Annotated in this window: 15 protein-coding genes; 5 read left to right on the top strand and 10 right to left on the bottom strand. The window is 75.4% G+C overall.

Annotation, left to right across the window (positions count from 1 at the left end; all coding sequences use genetic code 11):
* Window positions 1-13 precede the first annotated feature (13 nt).
* Both PGB27_RS10675 and PGB27_RS10670 read left to right on the top strand, forming a co-directional pair.
* The gene (locus PGB27_RS10675) at window positions 14-517 is read left to right on the top strand and encodes a GNAT family N-acetyltransferase (RefSeq protein WP_274200347.1); all 504 of its coding nucleotides are present in this window, start codon (window positions 14-16) and stop codon (window positions 515-517) included.
* 9 nt (window positions 518-526) lie between these two features.
* Window positions 527-928 carry a hypothetical protein gene (locus tag PGB27_RS10670; protein ID WP_274200346.1) on the top strand — a complete coding sequence of 134 codons (402 nt, stop codon included), beginning with the start codon at window positions 527-529 and terminating at the stop codon, window positions 926-928.
* Between the two features lie 8 nt (window positions 929-936).
* On the opposite strand, the gene PGB27_RS10665 is transcribed toward PGB27_RS10670, so the two are convergent.
* A complete protein-coding gene (locus PGB27_RS10665) occupies window positions 937-1,170 on the bottom strand; it encodes a hypothetical protein (RefSeq protein ID WP_274200608.1) in 234 nt (77 codons plus the stop codon).
* 123 nt (window positions 1,171-1,293) lie between these two features.
* On the opposite strand from PGB27_RS10665, the gene PGB27_RS10660 reads away from it, so the two are divergent.
* Both PGB27_RS10660 and PGB27_RS10655 read left to right on the top strand, forming a co-directional pair.
* Window positions 1,294-2,658: an O-acetylhomoserine aminocarboxypropyltransferase/cysteine synthase family protein gene (locus PGB27_RS10660; RefSeq protein ID WP_274200345.1), complete on the top strand. Its 1,365-nt coding sequence runs from the start codon at window positions 1,294-1,296 to the stop codon at window positions 2,656-2,658.
* Window positions 2,655-3,125: a CoA-binding protein gene (locus PGB27_RS10655; RefSeq protein ID WP_274200344.1), complete on the top strand. Its 471-nt coding sequence runs from the start codon at window positions 2,655-2,657 to the stop codon at window positions 3,123-3,125. The genes PGB27_RS10660 and PGB27_RS10655 overlap by 4 nt, the downstream gene beginning before the upstream one ends.
* A gap of 3 nt (window positions 3,126-3,128) precedes the next feature.
* On the opposite strand, the gene PGB27_RS10650 is transcribed toward PGB27_RS10655, so the two are convergent.
* The 9 genes from PGB27_RS10650 to PGB27_RS10610 all read right to left on the bottom strand — a co-directional run bounded on the left by PGB27_RS10650 (window position 3,129) and on the right by PGB27_RS10610 (window position 11,207).
* Entirely contained in the window at window positions 3,129-3,539 is a 411-nt protein-coding gene (locus PGB27_RS10650) for a hypothetical protein (RefSeq protein ID WP_274200343.1), read from the bottom strand.
* A 71-nt stretch (window positions 3,540-3,610) separates the two neighbouring features.
* Window positions 3,611-5,218, bottom strand: a complete 1,608-nt coding sequence (locus tag PGB27_RS10645) for an Hsp70 family protein (protein WP_274200342.1) — start codon at window positions 5,216-5,218, stop codon at window positions 3,611-3,613.
* Complete coding sequence (locus PGB27_RS10640) at window positions 5,215-5,622, bottom strand: hypothetical protein (RefSeq protein WP_274200341.1); 408 nt, start codon at window positions 5,620-5,622, stop codon at window positions 5,215-5,217. Before PGB27_RS10640 ends, PGB27_RS10645 begins: the two co-directional genes overlap by 4 nt.
* On the bottom strand, window positions 5,619-7,478 hold the full coding sequence (locus PGB27_RS10635) for a dynamin family protein (protein ID WP_274200340.1): 1,860 nt from the start codon (window positions 7,476-7,478) through the stop codon (window positions 5,619-5,621). Before PGB27_RS10635 ends, PGB27_RS10640 begins: the two co-directional genes overlap by 4 nt.
* Window positions 7,475-7,834: a nucleotide exchange factor GrpE gene (grpE, locus tag PGB27_RS10630; protein WP_274200339.1), complete on the bottom strand. Its 360-nt coding sequence runs from the start codon at window positions 7,832-7,834 to the stop codon at window positions 7,475-7,477. Before grpE ends, PGB27_RS10635 begins: the two co-directional genes overlap by 4 nt.
* Before the next feature lie 2 nt (window positions 7,835-7,836).
* Window positions 7,837-8,178, bottom strand: coding sequence for a hypothetical protein (locus PGB27_RS10625; RefSeq protein ID WP_274200338.1), 342 nt, complete (start codon window positions 8,176-8,178; stop codon window positions 7,837-7,839).
* Between the two features lie 107 nt (window positions 8,179-8,285).
* Window positions 8,286-9,134 carry a serine/threonine-protein kinase gene (locus tag PGB27_RS10620; RefSeq protein WP_274200337.1) on the bottom strand — a complete coding sequence of 283 codons (849 nt, stop codon included), beginning with the start codon at window positions 9,132-9,134 and terminating at the stop codon, window positions 8,286-8,288.
* 1 nt (window position 9,135) lies between these two features.
* Entirely contained in the window at window positions 9,136-10,647 is a 1,512-nt protein-coding gene (locus PGB27_RS10615; RefSeq protein ID WP_274200336.1) for a dynamin family protein, read from the bottom strand.
* Window positions 10,644-11,207 (bottom strand): RNA polymerase sigma factor, encoded by a 564-nt coding sequence (locus PGB27_RS10610; protein ID WP_274200335.1) that lies wholly within the window; start codon window positions 11,205-11,207, stop codon window positions 10,644-10,646. The genes PGB27_RS10615 and PGB27_RS10610 overlap by 4 nt, the downstream gene beginning before the upstream one ends.
* Before the next feature lie 296 nt (window positions 11,208-11,503).
* Here PGB27_RS10610 and hrpA point away from each other — a divergent pair, with 296 nt between their 5' ends.
* Entirely contained in the window at window positions 11,504-15,571 is a 4,068-nt protein-coding gene (hrpA, locus tag PGB27_RS10605) for an ATP-dependent RNA helicase HrpA (protein WP_274200334.1), read from the top strand.
* Window positions 15,572-15,586: the final 15 nt, after the last annotated feature.

Below are 15,586 nucleotides of genomic sequence, written 5' to 3'. Positions count from 1 at the left end.
GCCCGGAGGGCACATGGGAATCACGGTCGTGCCGCTGCAGCCGGAGCAGGCGGTCACGTTGCTGACCGAGCCGGAGGCGTTCACCGAACGCTTCGGGCTCGTGCTCGTCGACGGCTACCTCGCGTTCCCCGAGGCGCTGGAGCCCACGGTGACCGCGCTCGAGGGCGGGATCGACCCGAGCTGGTTCACCCACCTCGTCGTCGACGGCGCCGAGGTCGTCGGCCTCGGCGGCTTCACCGGGCCGCCGACCGACGGCGAGATCGAGATCGGGTACTCGGTCGCCCCGTCGCGCCAGGGCCGGGGCGTCGCGACGGCGGCCGTCGGGCAGTGGCTCGACCGCGCCGCCCGCGGGGGCGTCCGGCGCGTCCGGGCCCACACGCTGCCGGCCGAGAACGCCTCGACCACCGTGCTGCGCCGCCACGGCTTCGTCCTCGACGGCGAGGCGATCGACCCGGACGAGGGCACGGTGTGGCGCTGGGTCCGGGACCTGCGCCCCACCGCCGACACCGGTGACTAGGTTGCCCCCGTGACGCCCCCGCCCCCCGTGCAGTGGTCCTTCCGGCTCTGGGTCGCCGCGGTCGTCGTCGGCGTGCTCGGGAGCGCCTTCTCCCTGGCGACGGCGGCGACGGTGCCGAGCGGCTTCGCCGCCGGCAGCGGCATCGCCGGCGCCGTCATCGGACTGCTCTTCCTCGCCGCCCTCGTCTACCTCGCCCTGCGCATGCGCCAGGGCGACCACTGGGCACGGCTGGTGCTCGCCGTCCTGGGCGGCGTCAGCGCGGTGTTCACCGTCGTCGGCGTCCTGCTCACCGCCGGGCTCGGGGTGAGCCTCGGCTGGGTGTCGACGGTGCTGAGCCTGGTGCAGGCCGCGCTGATCGTCGCGGCGATCCTCTGCTCCTACCAGGCCACCGCGAACGCGTACTTCCGCTGATCAGGGGCTCAGGCGTGGTCGACCGTCGACGCGCCCGAGGCCGCCGACGCGCAGTGGGCGCAGCAGTAGAAGCTGCCCTCGACCTGGTGGCCGTGACCGATGATCGTCACGCCGCAGTGCTCGCAGCGCGGGGCCAGCTTGTGGATCGCGCACTCGAAGCTGTCGAAGGTGTGGGTCGCGCCCTGCGCGCGGATCTCGAACGCCATCTCGTAGTCGTTGCCACAGGTCTCGCAGACGGCCATGGGTGCCTCCGGGTCGGTGGAGTCGGTGACGTCGGTGACGTCGGTGACGGACCGCGCAGGCCTTCCCACCCATGCACGTCGGGCAATCCCTCGCGGCGGGTCCGTTCGGTGTAGAACGGCGGGGTGGCAGGAGACGACCGCCCCTGGGGCTTCCGCACCCGCGCGGTGCACGCCGGCGCCGTGCCCGACGCGGCCACCGGCGCGCGAGCGGTGCCGATCTACCAGTCGACGAGCTTCGTCTTCGACGACACCGCCGACGCCGCGAACCTCTTCGCGCTGCAGAAGTACGGCAACATCTACAGCCGCATCGCGAACCCGACGGTCGCCGCGCTCGAGGAGCGCCTGGCCAGCCTCGAGGGCGCGCTCGGCGCCGTGGCCACCAGCTCGGGCCAGGCCGCGGAGTTCCTGACCTTCGCCACCCTCGCCGGCGCCGGTGACCACATCGTCGCCTCGTCCGCGCTCTACGGCGGCACGGTCACCCAGCTCGACGTCACCCTGCGTCGCTTCGGGGTCGACACGACGTTCGTCGCCGGCGACGACCCGGACGCGTTCCGGCGGGCGATCACCGAGAAGACCCGCTGCGTCTTCGCCGAGATCATCGCGAACCCGTCGGGCGAGGTCACCGACGTTGCGGCGCTCGCCGAGGTCGCCCACGAGCGCGGCCTGCCGCTCATCATCGACGCGACGATGGCGACGCCGTACCTGTGCCGGCCGATGGAGCACGGCGCGGACATCGTCATCCACTCGGCGACCAAGTTCCTCGGCGGCCACGGCACCACGCTCGGCGGGGTGATCCTCGAGTCGGGCCGCTTCGACTGGGGCAACGGGAACTTCCCGCAGATGACCGACCCGATCCCGTCCTACGGCGGGCTGACGTGGTGGGGCAACTTCCAGGAGTACGGCTTCCTCACCAAGGTCCGCTCCGAGCAGCTGCGCGATGTCGGCGCGACGCTCTCGGCGCACTCGGCGTTCCTGCTGCTCCAGGGCGTCGAGACGCTGCCCCAGCGCATGGAGGCCCACGTCGCGAACGCGCAGCGCGTCGCCGAGTGGCTCGAGGCCGACGAGCGCGTCGCGTGGGTCAGCTACGCCGGGCTGCCCGGCCACCCGCACCACGAGCGGGCGAAGAAGTACCTGCCGCAGGGTCCCGGCGCGGTGTTCAGCTTCGGGGTGCGGGGTGACGACGAGGACCCGGAGAGCTCGGCCCGCGCCGCCGGCCGGCGGTTCATCGAGTCCGTACAGCTCTGCAGCCACCTCGCCAACATCGGCGACGCCCGCACGCTCGTCCTGCACCCCGCCTCGACCACCCACCAGCAGCTGACCGCCGACCAGCTGCGCGAGGGCGGCGTGCGCCCCGACCTCATCCGCATCAGCGTCGGCATCGAGGACCCCGAGGACATCCTCTGGGACCTCGACCAGGCCCTCACCGAGGCCACGCGGGAGACGCAGCGCAGCGGAGCCCGACCCGTCGTGAAGGAGGCCGCGCCGTGAGCTGGACCCCGCCGTCGGCGCAGGAGCGCCAGGCGATCCTGCGGAAGACGAAGACGGTCGCGATGGTCGGCGCGTCGCCCAACCCGGCGCGCGCGTCGAACTTCGTCGCGACCTACCTGCTGGGCTCCACCGACTTCGACGTCCACTTCGTCAACCCCAACGCCAGCGAGATCCTCGGGCGGCCCGTCTACCCGTCGCTGGACGCGCTGCCGGTGACGCCCGACCTCGTCGACGTCTTCCGCCGGCCCGAGGACCTGCCCGACGTCCTCGACGCGACCATCCGGGCCGGGGCCTCGACGTTCTGGACGCAGTTCGGTCTCTACGACGAGGCGCTGGCCGAGCGCGGGGTCGAGGCCGGGCTCGCCGTGGTCATGGACCGCTGCCTGAAGGTCGAGCACGCCCGTTTCCACGGCGGGCTGCACCTCGCGGGCTTCGACACCGGGGTGATCAGCGCCCGCAAGCGCTGAGGCTCACCGCCGGCCGGCAGCACCAGGGGTGAACGACCAGGCCGCCACCAGCACGGCGCCCACGGTGAGGACCATGGCGCCGGGGATGTGCACCGAGAGCGGTCCGTTGCTGCCCACGTAGGCCTGCACGAACGACAGCACGAACACCAGCGCCGCGACGACCGTCGGCCACAGCGCCGCCCCGGCCCGCCAGGTCAGCGCGGCCGCCACGACCGTGAGCCCCGACAGCACGTGCAGCACGATCGCGCCGACGGAGTGCGCCGCCTCCGCGCCCTCGCCGCCCTGCTGCCCGACGAAGCCGCCGGCGGTGAGGAACTGGACGAGCAGCGAGACGACCGTCAGGACCGCGGCGGCGCGCAGCGCGGTGAGCACGGCCGGCGCGGTCCTGGACCGCCTGGTCGCGGTGTGGGTCATGGGGATCCCTTCGTGGAGGTCGTGCCCCGTCTACCCCCCGACGGACGCGCCGACCCGGGGACGATCGGACCTCACAGCGCCTCCACGTGTCGGGCGACCTCGTCGAGACGGGTGAGGCACCGGCCCAGCGTCCCCAGTTCCGCGCGGCCCTCGCGCAGGACCTGCAGCGCGACCCCGGGCGGCAGGCCCGGGAACGGGGAGTGCCGGGTCCCGATCGCGGTGCCGACCCCCTCGAGAGCGACGACGAGCGGCCGGCGCAGCGCCTCCACGCCGTCGGCCGCGCGCACGGTCGGAGCCATCGCGCCCACGAGGTCCGACACCCCGGCGGCCTCCGCGATCGCCGCGATCTCCCGGGCCAGCCGGTCGGCCGCCTCCCGGGCGCCGGCGTCCTCCGGTGCGTGGTGCCGGCCGCCGCGCGGCGCCGGGATCCGCTCGGGACGGCGCGGCGTGCGGCGCACGGTCTCGGTCGCGCCCTCGGGCGCGGCCGGCACCGCGAACCCCGACGGCGTCAGCGGCGGCGTCGGCTCGGCGGGGGGCGTCGCGGGCGGGCCGGCGCGGTGGGCGCGCGGGGGCAGGCGGACCTGCCGGGTGGCGCTCACCGAGCCGGGCACCGTCGACAGCGCGCCCAGCACGACGACGGCCTTCGGGTCGTCGCGCATGCCGGGCACGTGCCCGAGGAGGTCGGCGAGCAGGGTGCTGATCCGCGGGGTCCGGCTCGTGCTGCCGGTGAGGTAGACGTCGACGAGCGCGTCGGGCGTGGTGCCCGCGCGCGCGACGGTGTCCTGCAGCTCGGCGACGCTGCGGGCGAGCAGGGGCTCGACGGCCTTCTCGTACTCGCGGCGCGTCACCCGGATCTCGTCGTCGTAGCCCGGCACCCACAGGTTGACCGCGGGCAGGCGCGACAGGGCCTCCTTGGCCTGGGTGACGTCGCGGCGCAGCAGCGTGCGGTGGCGCTCGGCGACGCGGCCCTCGGCCTCCCACAGCGCGTTCCACGTGTCGGCGTCGAGGGCCTCGGCGTGCTCGGCGAGGATCTCCATGAACGCGGCGTCGAGGTCCTCGCCGCCCAGCGCGACGTCGCCGCCCGGCGAGCCCGCGAGCTCGAAGCCGTCACGGCGGCGCCGCAGGACGGCGGTGTCGAAGGTGCCGCCGCCGAAGTCGTAGACGCCGATCATGCCGCCGTCCGGGACGGCGTCACCGGTGCGGACGTAGTGGTGGGCGGCGGCGACGGGCTCGGCGACGAGGTCGGGCTCGCCGAGCCCCGCGCGCTCGGCGGCCTCGGCGAGGCGACGCAGCTCGGTGCCGCCGGCCTGCCAGCGCGCCGGGTGGGTCAGGACGACGCGCGTGGGGCGGCTGCCCGCGAAGCGTCGCGTGGCCTCGCCCGCGACCCGGGCCAGCACGGCCGCGACGAGCTCGACGGTCCCGACCGTGCGCGTGCCCAGCAGCACCTGCTCGGACGCCACCAGCGCGCGCTTGGGCACCCGCTCGGTGCGGTCGGGCGCCATCGCCGCCTCGTTGACGGCGTCGCGGCCGGTGAGGATCGTGCCGTCGTCGTCCACACAGACCAGCGAGGGCACGTACTTCGACCCGTCGATCTCCAGGACCTCGGCGCGCCCGCCGGCGAGCGTGGCGGTCGTCGTGAACGAGGTCCCGAAGTCGATCGCGAGGTGCCAGTCGGTCACACCGCGCCGCCGTCCCAGGCCGGGTCCGGGGAGTCGTCCCAGCCGTCGGGGCCGTCGTGGAGGTCGTGCACCGCCGGGTCGTCGTGGGCGTGCTCGTCGAGCGCGGGGTCGGCGGCCCAGGCAGCGGGGTCGTCGTCGGCAGGGTCGGCAGGGTCGGCAGGGTCGGCGCCGGGGTCGTCGGCGCCGTCCCCGGCGGCCGGGTCGTCACCGGCGTCGCCGGTCACCACGGCGAGCATGTGCTCCCACACGGCGTCGGGCAGCGCGGCGTCGTCGACGGCGAGCGCCGAGGTCAGCAGGCCCTGCTCGTCGCCGGAGAGGACGGTGTCCGGGTCGGTGTCGGGGTAGCGGGACATGTCGAGCCAGGTGCTCCCGTCGGGCCCCCCGGCTCCCTGGGGCGCGGTCACGACGCCTCCTCCTTCGTGGCGGATCGGTGTGCGGGCAGCCGGCGGGCCAGCTGCTCGGCGGTCTCCCTCAGCTCGTTGCGGCGCTTCAGCTTCGCGTCCACCTCGGCCTTGCGCCGGGCCAGCGCGCTCTTCTCGCTGGCCAGGTTCTTCTCGTGCTCGGCGAGGCTCGCGGTCAGGCGCTCCTTCTCCGCGGTCAGCGCGGTGGTGATCTGGCGGCCGAGCACGTCGCGGGCGCCGTGGACGGCCTGCGCGACGACCGGTGGGATCTCGTTGTTGAGGCGGGTGGTGACCTCGCCGAGGTAGCGGCGGGCGTCCTCGCGGCTGCGGGCGCCCCGTTCCTTGCTCCAGCGCCGCCAGGAGAAGAACCCGACGGCGCCGAGACCGGCGAGGATGCCCACGGGCGGCGCGACGACCAGGGCCACGAGGTGCCCGAGCCCCATCCCGAGGCCCGCGGCCATGATCCCCTGCTCGGCGAAGCTCGTGCTGCCCTGGCCGCGGGCGGCCTCCGGCAGCTGCGCGAGGCGTTCCGGCGCGTCCGGGACGACGCCGGCGAGGTCCACCTCGACGCCCTCGAGGTCGGCGAGCAGCGCCTCGCCGAGCGCGGTGAGCTCGCGGCGCAGCAGCGTGTCGAGCTCGATCCACAGCGCCTGCGCCCGCGGCGGCAGGTCGGTGGCGACCTCGTCGAAGATCGTCGAGGAGCCCGTCGCGATGCTGTCGCCGACCTCCTTGCGCAGGTCCTCGATCCGCCGCGCGAGCTCGGTGCGCATGCGCTGCTCGAGGCGCACCGAGCGCTCGGACAGCGTCTGGCGCCAGGTCGCGTTCTGGCCCTGCAGCGCGGTGAGCGCCTCCTTCTCGCGCTTGACCAGCTCGGCGAACTCCGGCGAGAGCGACAGCGACATCGCGCGCCGCACCTGCATCGCCGACAGGCGTTTGACCAGCACCGCCGCCTGGTGCAGCAGGTTGGCCAGGCGCAGCCCGTCGGCGCCTTCGGCGAGGCCCGCGAGGTGCTCGGCCAGCGGCACGATCCCGCTCGCGGCGCGCTCCTCGGCGGCCTCCTCGGGCTCGCCGTCGGCCTCGGCCGCGATCGCGTCGGCGGCCGCGCGGCTCGACACCCCGAACCACGGGGCGTCGGCGTAGCGCGGGGCGTGCGCGGCGATCAGCTCGACGTTGCGCGCCCGCACCTGCTCCCACGCCGGGAACTGGTCGATCTTGGTCAGCGCGAACACGACGGTGGCGATGCGCTCGGTGGCGCGCTCGAGGAACGCGAGCTCCGAGGCGGTGATCTCGCTGGACCCGTCGAGGACGAAGACCAGGGCGTCGGCGCGGTCGAGGGTCGCGAGCGTCAGGGCCGCGTGCCCGGCGACGAGGCCGCCGACCCCCGGGGTGTCGATCAGCTCCAGCCCGCCGGCGAGCAGCGGGGCGGGCACGCGGACCTGCACCTGGCTGACGTCCTCGTGCTCGGGGACCCGGGCGCCCGGGTCGAGCGCGGCGTACTCGGCGACCGCGTCGAGGGGCACCTCGCGCCCGGTCGGCCCGCCGCCCTCGACCACCGTGGCGCCGTCGGGGCCGTACGAGACGACGACGTGCACGCAGGTGGCGACGTCGGCGTCGACGGGCAGCAGGCCCGGGCGTCCGACCAGCGCGTTGATCAGCGAGCTCTTGCCGCGCTTCTTCTCCCCGACGACCACGACGGCGGCACTGCCGCGCCGGACCCGGGCGACGTCGACGTCGAGCCCCTCGGCCGCGCCCGCCTCGTCGTCCTCCACCGCGACCTTGCGCACCGCGGCGACCAGCGCGAGGACCTCGTCGGTCATCGGGTGGGGCCGGCGCGCGTCGGCGGGGGCGTCGGTGCTCATCGGGGGTCTCCGGTCTCTCCGGTCTCGAGCGCGTACACGACGACCTCGGGCCGCCGCAGGAGCCGGCCCCGGTCGAGGTAGCCGGCACGTTCGGTGCTCGCGACCGTGCGGTCGCGCGCGGGGTCGTCCGTGGGCTCGCGGTCGACGGCGTCGTGCCGGGCGCCGTCGAACGGCAGGCCGTCCGGCTCGACCGCGACCACCCCGACGTCGGCGAGACCCCGGTGCACCCGGGCCCGGAGGCCGGGTCCCGCGGTGTCCAGGCGGTCGGCGAGGTCGATGCAGAGCTCGACGAGCGCCGCCCGCTCGGCCGCGGGGGTCGCGGGGATCCCGGCCGTGGTGCCGAGGTGGCCGGTCACGCTCAGAAGCCGTTCGGGTCGTGGGCCGTGGTCTCGGCCTGGCCGTCCCCGTCGGCGTCGACCGCGGCGGTGTCGTAGTCCCCGTCGCCGTCGGTGTCGATCACCATCGTGTCGTAGTAGCCGTCGCCGTCGGTGTCGACGATGCCGGTCTCGAAGGTCCCGTCGTGGTCGGTGTCGGCCACGGAGGTGTCGAGCCGGCCGTCGCCGTCGGTGTCGGTGGTGACCAGGTCGACGTTGCCGGCCTCGTCGGTCCCGTACGTGCCGATCATGGTGCCGTTCGCGTCGTAGACGCCGCCGTCGGCGCTGAAGTAGGTCTCGCCGGCCGTGTCGGTGGTGCCGCTCATGGTCGCTCCCGGAGGGCGGGGCCCGCAGGCTCGCGGGCCGTTCGCGTCTGTGACGGCGCGAGCGGGCCCGGATGTTCCGGGGTCCGCCGAACTTTTTCCGGCGTGCGCTACGCGAGGGCCGCGCGGGCGCCCGCGGCGAGCGTGCCGACGGTCGGTGTGCGGTCGCCCGGGGTCTTCGCGAGCGCCCCGGCGATGACGGCGTCGAACGCCGCCGGCACGTCCGGGCGCTGCTCCGACGGCCGCGGGATCGGGCCCTCGAGGTGGCCGCGCATCCGCTCGGGCAGGCTGCGCCCGGGATAGGGCCGGGCGCCGGTGAGGCAGGTGTAGAGCACGCAGCCCAGCGCGTAGACGTCCTCGCGGTGGTCGGTCGCGCCGCCGCGGAAGCGCTCGGGCGCGGTGTGGTCGAGCGAGAGCCCGTTGCGCGAGACCAGCCCGAAGTCGCCGACGCGCACCTCGGCGGCCGCCGGGTCGGTGAAGATGACGTTGGCGGGCTTGATGTTGCGGTGCGCCAGCCCGCGGGCGTGGGCGGCGGCCAGGGCCCGCGCGACCTGCTCGACGACGGCCACCGCGCGCGCCGGGTCGAGCGCCTCCTCGCGGTGCAGCACCGCGCCGAGGTCCGGCCCGCCGAGCAGCGGCGTCGCGACGAACAGCCGCCCCCCGGTCTCGCCGAAGTCGAGCACCGGGAGGACGTGCGGCTCGCCCAGCGTGCGGGCGATGCCGCACGAGCGCTCGAAGCGGGCGCGGTACTCGCGGTCGGTGTCCTCGGGCGCGAGCAGCTTGAGGGCGACGACGCGGTCGTGGGCGGAGTCGTGCGCGCGCAGCACCTCGCCGGACCGCCCGCGGTGGACGACGTCCTGCACCACGTACGGCCCGAGGACGGCCCGCGGCGGGCCGGCGCGGGGCGGCACCCCCACCGCGACCTCCCCTCCGCGCGAGCTGCCCGACAGCGTGGTCATGTCATCGGCTCGGTGTCCGAGCCTGCCAGCTCGGGGCGGCGTCCGCTGCGGGCCGTTCCGTGAAGAGCATGTGCTCGCACAGCTCCCGCGCGGTGCGCACGTGGCGCTGCAGCACCCGCGACGGACGGGCCTCGAGGCGGCGCCACTGCGGGATCTGGGCGGCGGCCGCGGCGGCGATGGTCGCGGGGTCGGCGCCGGCGGGGAGCCCGAGGCGGTGGGCGTCGTCCGGGCCCGTGGCGAGGTCGCGCAGACGGGCGGTGTCCTCGTCGCCGAGGCGCATCCGGCCGGCCTCGAGGTCGACCAGCGCCGACGCGAGGTCCACCTGGCGCAGGGCCGGCTCGAGGCGCAGCCGGTCGAGCTCGGACTGCAGCGCGAGCAGGGCCCGCCGGTCGACCTCGTCGGCCGCGTCCCACCCGAGGTGCTCGAGCGCGGCGATCCCCGCGCTGGCGCGCAGCCGGTCGGCGCCGGCGACGAAGACGGTGTCGATGCGCGCGATGAGCTCTGCGACCCCCGAGCGCTGCGCGAGGCCCTCGAGCAGGGCGGGCGTCGAGCGCCGGCCCTCGTCGAGCAGCTCGAGGGCGACCCGGATGCCGTGCAGGCCGAGCAGGTCGAGGAGGCGCTCGCGGTCGTCGGCCGGCAGCGGGGCGTCCGCCCAGGCACGGAAGCGCTGCACCGTGCGCAGCTTGCGGCCGACGCCGCCCCGGTCGGCCTCGGCGAGGGTGCGCAGGGCGCGGGCGTCGGTCTCGGAGAAGTCGGGGCCGCGGGCGGTCTCGGCCAGCAGCCCGGCCACCGGGACGACGTCGGAGAGCACGGCGCGCAGCTCGCGGGCGTAGCGGTCGGCGACGCGCCGCGCCGTCGGCCACGGGTCGTCCTCGTCGGAGAGCGTGTCGATGCGCGACAGGACGCCGATCATGTTCGCGGCGCCCAGCCGCAGGCCGCCCGACCAGCCGCGGACCGCCTCGATGGCCTCGGCGTCGCGCTCGCCGGGGTGGGGCATGAGGTAGACGACGGCGTCGGCGTCGCCCAGGGCCGCGAGCGAGTCCGGGTCCAGCTTCGACAGCGAGTCCATGCCCGGGGTGTCGATCAGCGTGTACCGCGTCAGCGCGTCGTTGGGGGTCTCGACGGTGAGGTGGCCGACCTCCGCGGCCTCGGCCCCGGTCACGGTCGCACCGACCCCGCCCGTCGCGGCGAGCGGCAGGACCCGCTCACGTCCGTCGCGGTGGTGCACGCGGACGCGGGCCTGGTGGCCGTGGCGGAACCAGGTCACCAGCCGCGTCGTCTCGGTCGCCCCGGTGGCCGCGAGGCGTTCCTGGAGCAGCGCGTTGGCGAGCGTCGACTTGCCGGCGTTCATGCGCCCGCCGACCGCCACGCGGATGCGGGGCTCGGACAGGCGCGTCACCAGCCCGTCGAGGCGCTCGCGCAGCTCCGGGGTGCGCAGCCGGTCGCGGGTGCCGGTGCAGAGCGCGACGAGCCGCGAGGTGACGGGGCCGACCGGGCCGGCGGGACCGGTCATGCCGAGCGGACGGCCGGACGGTCGGTGAGCAGCTCGACGAGGGCCTGGCGCCCGCGGGAGAGCTGGGACTTGACGGTCTGGACGGGAATGCCGCGCAGCTCGGCGATCTCCGTATAGGACAGGTCGCAGATCTCGCGCAGCACCACCACCGCGCGGTACTGCGGAGGCAGCTGGGCCAGCGCGCGGTCGACGTCCATGCGTGCGATGACGCCGCCGTCGGCGCCCCGGGCCGGCGTGGGCTCGGGGACCTCCTCCGCGGGCTCCGGGGCGCGCTTGCGGCGGCGGACCTCGTCGATCGCGGCGTTGGTGGCCACGCGGTAGAGCCACGTGCCGACCGCGGAGCGGCCGTCGAACTCCCCGAGCCGCTTCCAGGCGATGATCATCGTCTCCTGGAGCGCCTCCTGGGCGTCCTGGTCGTTCGTGGTGATGCGCCGGCAGACCGCGTAGAGGCGGGGGCGGTGACGGGTCATCAGCTCCGCGAAGGCGGCCTGGTCGCCGCCGCCGGCGAGCACGGCGAGCTCGGTGTCCGGCCGCTGGCCGGTCACGCCTGCTGCGCTCACGACCCCTCCTCCGTGTTCCTGGATCGCGTCGTCACGCGCGGTGACGACGACGCCGAGCCGCCGGGCCAGACGTTACGTTCCGTCGACTCCACGGCCAAGTGACTCACTCGTACAGCTTAGTGACGGCTTCGCTGCGTGACCAGACAGGTCGGGAACAGCGCGGGCCGCCCGTACGCTGACAATGGTGGGTCGAGCCGTCCGCCGGCCCCAGTGACTCCTGTCCTGCCGGGGTCACGACGCGTCCGGGACACGGGTCCCGGACCGACCCCCACCCCGCCCCAGGAGGAGTCCGCACGGTGTCAGCCGCGATCGACGTCGGCAGCGATGTCGGGACCGACCTCGCGACCCGCGTCGCCGCGCTCGGTCCCGCCGACGAGCACCGCCTCCGGCGCCGGATCGCGGGCGCGCAGCGCATCACCGACGACGGGCGGCGGACGGGCACGCTGGAGAAGATCGCCGGCGACGTCGTCGCCGCCGAGAAGCGCGTGGCGCGCCGCCGGGCGTCGGTCCCGGCGATCACCTACCCGGAGACGCTCCCGATCACCGAGCGCGTCGGGGAGATCCGCGAGGCGCTGGCGTCGCACCAGGTCGTCGTGGTCGCGGGCGAGACCGGCTCGGGCAAGACGACGCAGCTGCCGAAGATCGCGCTCGAGCTCGGGCGCGGGGTGCTCGGCACCATCGGCCACACCCAGCCGCGGCGCATCGCCGCGCGGACCGTCGCCGAGCGCGTCGCCGAGGAGCTGGGCACGACGGGCACCGACACCGTCGGTTACCAGGTCCGCTTCACCAGCCGCGCGAGCGAGGACACGCTGGTCAAGCTCATGACCGACGGCATCCTGCTCGCGGAGATCCAGCAGGACCGGCTGCTGCGCCGCTACGACACGCTGATCATCGACGAGGCGCACGAGCGCAGCCTCAACATCGACTTCCTGCTCGGCTACCTCGCGCAGCTCCTGCCCCGCCGCCCCGACCTCAAGGTGATCATCACCTCGGCGACGATCGACCCGGAGCGCTTCGCCGAGCACTTCAGGGGCACCTCCGGCGAGCCTGCCCCGATCATCGAGGTGTCCGGCCGGACCTATCCCGTCGAGATCCGCTACCGGCCGCTGGTCGATCCTGCTGCCGACCCACCCTCCCAGCAGCGCGACCAGGTCGAGGGCATCGTCGACGCCGTCGACGAGCTGCGCCGCGAGGGGCCGGACGGGGACGTCCTCGTCTTCCTCTCGGGCGAGCGGGAGATCCGCGACGCGGCCGACGCCCTGCGCGAGCACGCCGAGCAGGCGCACGTCGAGGACCTCGACGTCCTGCCGCTCTACGCGCGGCTGTCCGCCGCGGAACAGCACCGCGTCTTCGAGCCCGCGCAGGGCGGGCGGCGGCGGATCGTGCTGGCGACCAACGTCGCCGAGACCTCGCTGACCGTGCCCGGCATCCGCTACGTCATCGACCCCGGTCTCGCGCGCATCTCGCGCTACTCGCGGCGCACGAAGGTGCAGCGCCTGCCGATCGAGCCCATCTCGCAGGCGTCGGCCACCCAGCGCGCCGGGCGCTGCGGCCGCGTCGCGGACGGCATCTGCATCCGCCTCTACGCCGAGGACGACTTCGACGCGCGCCCGGAGTTCACCGACCCGGAGATCCAGCGCACGAACCTCGCCTCGGTGATCCTGCAGATGGCGGGCGCCAAGCTCGGGCCCGTCGAGGAGTTCCCGTTCGTCGACCCGCCCGACCGGCTCGCGGTCCGCGACGGCGTCCGGCTGCTCACCGAGCTCGGCGCGCTGGTCGACGGGGACGCGACGCGGCTGTCGGACACGGGCCGCCGGCTCGCACGCCTGCCCGTCGACCCCCGGATCGCGCGCATGGTGCTCGCGGCCGACGAGCTGGGCTGCCTCCACGAGGTCACGGTCATCGCCGCGGGCCTGTCCGCCCAGGACCCGCGGGAGCGGCCGGCGGACAAGGCCGACGAGGCCGACGCCGCGCACGCCCGCTTCACCGACCCGCGCTCGGACTTCCTGTCCTGGGTGCACCTGTGGGAGCACGTGCGCACCGGGCGCCGGGAGCTGTCGTCGAACCAGTTCCGCAAGCGCTGCCAGGCGGAGTTCCTCAACGGCCTGCGCATCCGCGAGTGGCAGGACCTCGCGGCGCAGCTGCGCCAGCTCGGCGACGAGCTCGGGCTCACCCGCAACGAGCCGTCGGCGGAGCTCACCAAGGATCTCGGCAACCGCGTCCACCAGGCGCTGCTCACCGGGCTGCTCTCGCAGATCGGGCTCGCGCAGGAGCCGCCCCGGCCCAAGCAGGGGGCGCCGAAGCCGAAGCGACGGCCGATCACCGAGTACGAGGGCTCCCGCGGCGCCCGGTTCGCGATCTGGCCCGGCTCGACGCTGGCGAAACGCCCGCCGACGATGGTCATGGCCGCCGAGCTGGTGGAGACCTCCCGGCTCTGGGCGCGCACGGTGGCCGGCGTCGAGCCCGCGTGGGTGGAGGCCGCCGCCGGGGACCTCGTCACCCGGACGTACTCCGAGCCGCACTGGTCGAAGCGGCGCGGGACGGCGGTCGCCACCGAGCGGGTGTCGCTGTTCGGCGTCCCGCTCGCCCTCGACCGCACCGTCGACTACCACCGCATCGACGCCGAGGTGGCCCGCGAGATCTTCGTGCGTCACGCGCTGGTGCAGGGCGAGTGGAACACCCGCCACGCCTTCGTCGCGCGCAACCGCGAGCGGCTCGAGCAGGTCGAGGAGATGGAGCGCCGCGCCCGCCGCGAGCTCGCCGTCGACGACGAGACGACTTTCAGGTTCTACGACGCGCGGATCCCCGACGACGTCGTGTCCGTGCGCCACTTCGACCGCTGGTGGCAGAAGGCGCAGCGCCGGGACCCGCACCTGCTCGACCTCGACCCGCAGGCCCTGCTCGCGGGCGAGGCACCGACGGCCGAGCAGTACCCCGACACCTGGACCTCGGGCGGCCTGACACTGCCGCTGTCCTACTCCTACGAGCCGGGCGCCGAGACCGACGGCGTCACGGTGACGGTGCCGCTGGCGGTGCTCGGGCAGGTGCGCGCCGAGGACCTCGCGTGGCAGGTGCCGGGGTTGCGCGAGGAGATGCTCACCGCGCTCGTGCGCTCGCTGCCCAAGAACCTGCGCCGCTCGCTCGTGCCCGCCCCCGACAGCGCGCGGGCGCTGCTGGCGCGCCTCGCGCGCGACGGCCGGCCGCGCGGTGACGAGCCGCTGCTGCCGGCGCTGTCCGAGGCGGTCAAGCGCCTGTCGGGGCTCGACGTGCCCGTCGACGCGTGGAACGTCGCGAGCCTCCCCGCGCACCTGCGCCTGACGTTCCGGGTGGTCGACGACGAGGGCGCGACGGTGGCCGAGGGGCCGGACCTGGGCGCGCTGCGCCGCCGGCACGCCGAGGCGACCCGCCGCGCCGTGGCCGCGGTCGCCGACGGGGCCGAGCGCCGCGGGCTGACCTCGTTCGCCGAGGTCGGCGAGCTGCCGCGCACCCGCGAGCAGCAGCGGTCCGGCGGCACGGTGACCGCCCACCTGGCGCTCGTCGACACCGGCCGGGCCGTGGACGTGCGCGTCTTCGACTCCGCCTTCGAGGCCCGCGACGCCATGCGCGGCGGGACCCGGCGCCTGCTGCGGCTCGCGATCGCGTCCCCGGCGCGCTCGCTCGTGCGCTCGCTGGACAACCGGGCGGTGCTGCGGTTGCGGGGCGCGATGACCGCGGTGGGCACGAAGCGCAGCGGAGCCGGACCGTCGATGCAGTACCGCGACGTCGACGAACTGGCCGAGGACTGCGTGGACGCGGCGATCGACGCGCTGGTGGCCACGGGCGGCGGCCCGGCGTGGGACCCGGCGGCGTTCGAGACCCTGCGCGCCCACGTCGCCGCGCGCCTGCCGGCCGCGGCGGCCGAGGTGCTCTCCCGCGCCGAGACGGTGCTCGGCGAGGCCGGGCAGGTGGCGCTCGCGCTCGACGAGCTCGCCGCCCGCCCCGGCGGCCTGCTCACCGACGCGCTCGACGACGTCCGGGAGCAGGTCCGCGTGCTCGTCGGCGACCGGTTCGTCGCGCGCACGCCGGTGGCGCGCCTGCCCGACGTGGCGCGCTACCTCCGGGCCGCGCGCCGCCGCCTCGACAAGCTCCCGACCGCGCCGGCCCGCGACGCCGAGGCGATGGCGACCGCGCACCGCGTCGAGGGCGAGTACCGCGCCCGGCGCGCGCGGGCCGCGTCCGAGCCGCGCAGCTTCGACCGCGACGCCTTCGACGCCGTGGCCTGGATGCTCCAGGAGCTGCGCGTGAGCCTGTTCGCCCAGGAGATCGGCACCCCGGGCCCGGTGTCGGAGCAGCGGATCACGAAGGCGCTCGCCAAGCTCTCGTGAGCAGACCTTCGAGCC

The sequence above is a fragment of the Actinomycetospora lemnae genome, assembly GCF_028737315.1.
In the GTDB taxonomy this organism is placed as follows: Bacteria; Actinomycetota; Actinomycetes; order Mycobacteriales; family Pseudonocardiaceae; genus Actinomycetospora; species Actinomycetospora lemnae.
Note: the sequence above shows the minus strand (reverse complement) of the source record. Positions and strands in the feature narration are given on the sequence as shown.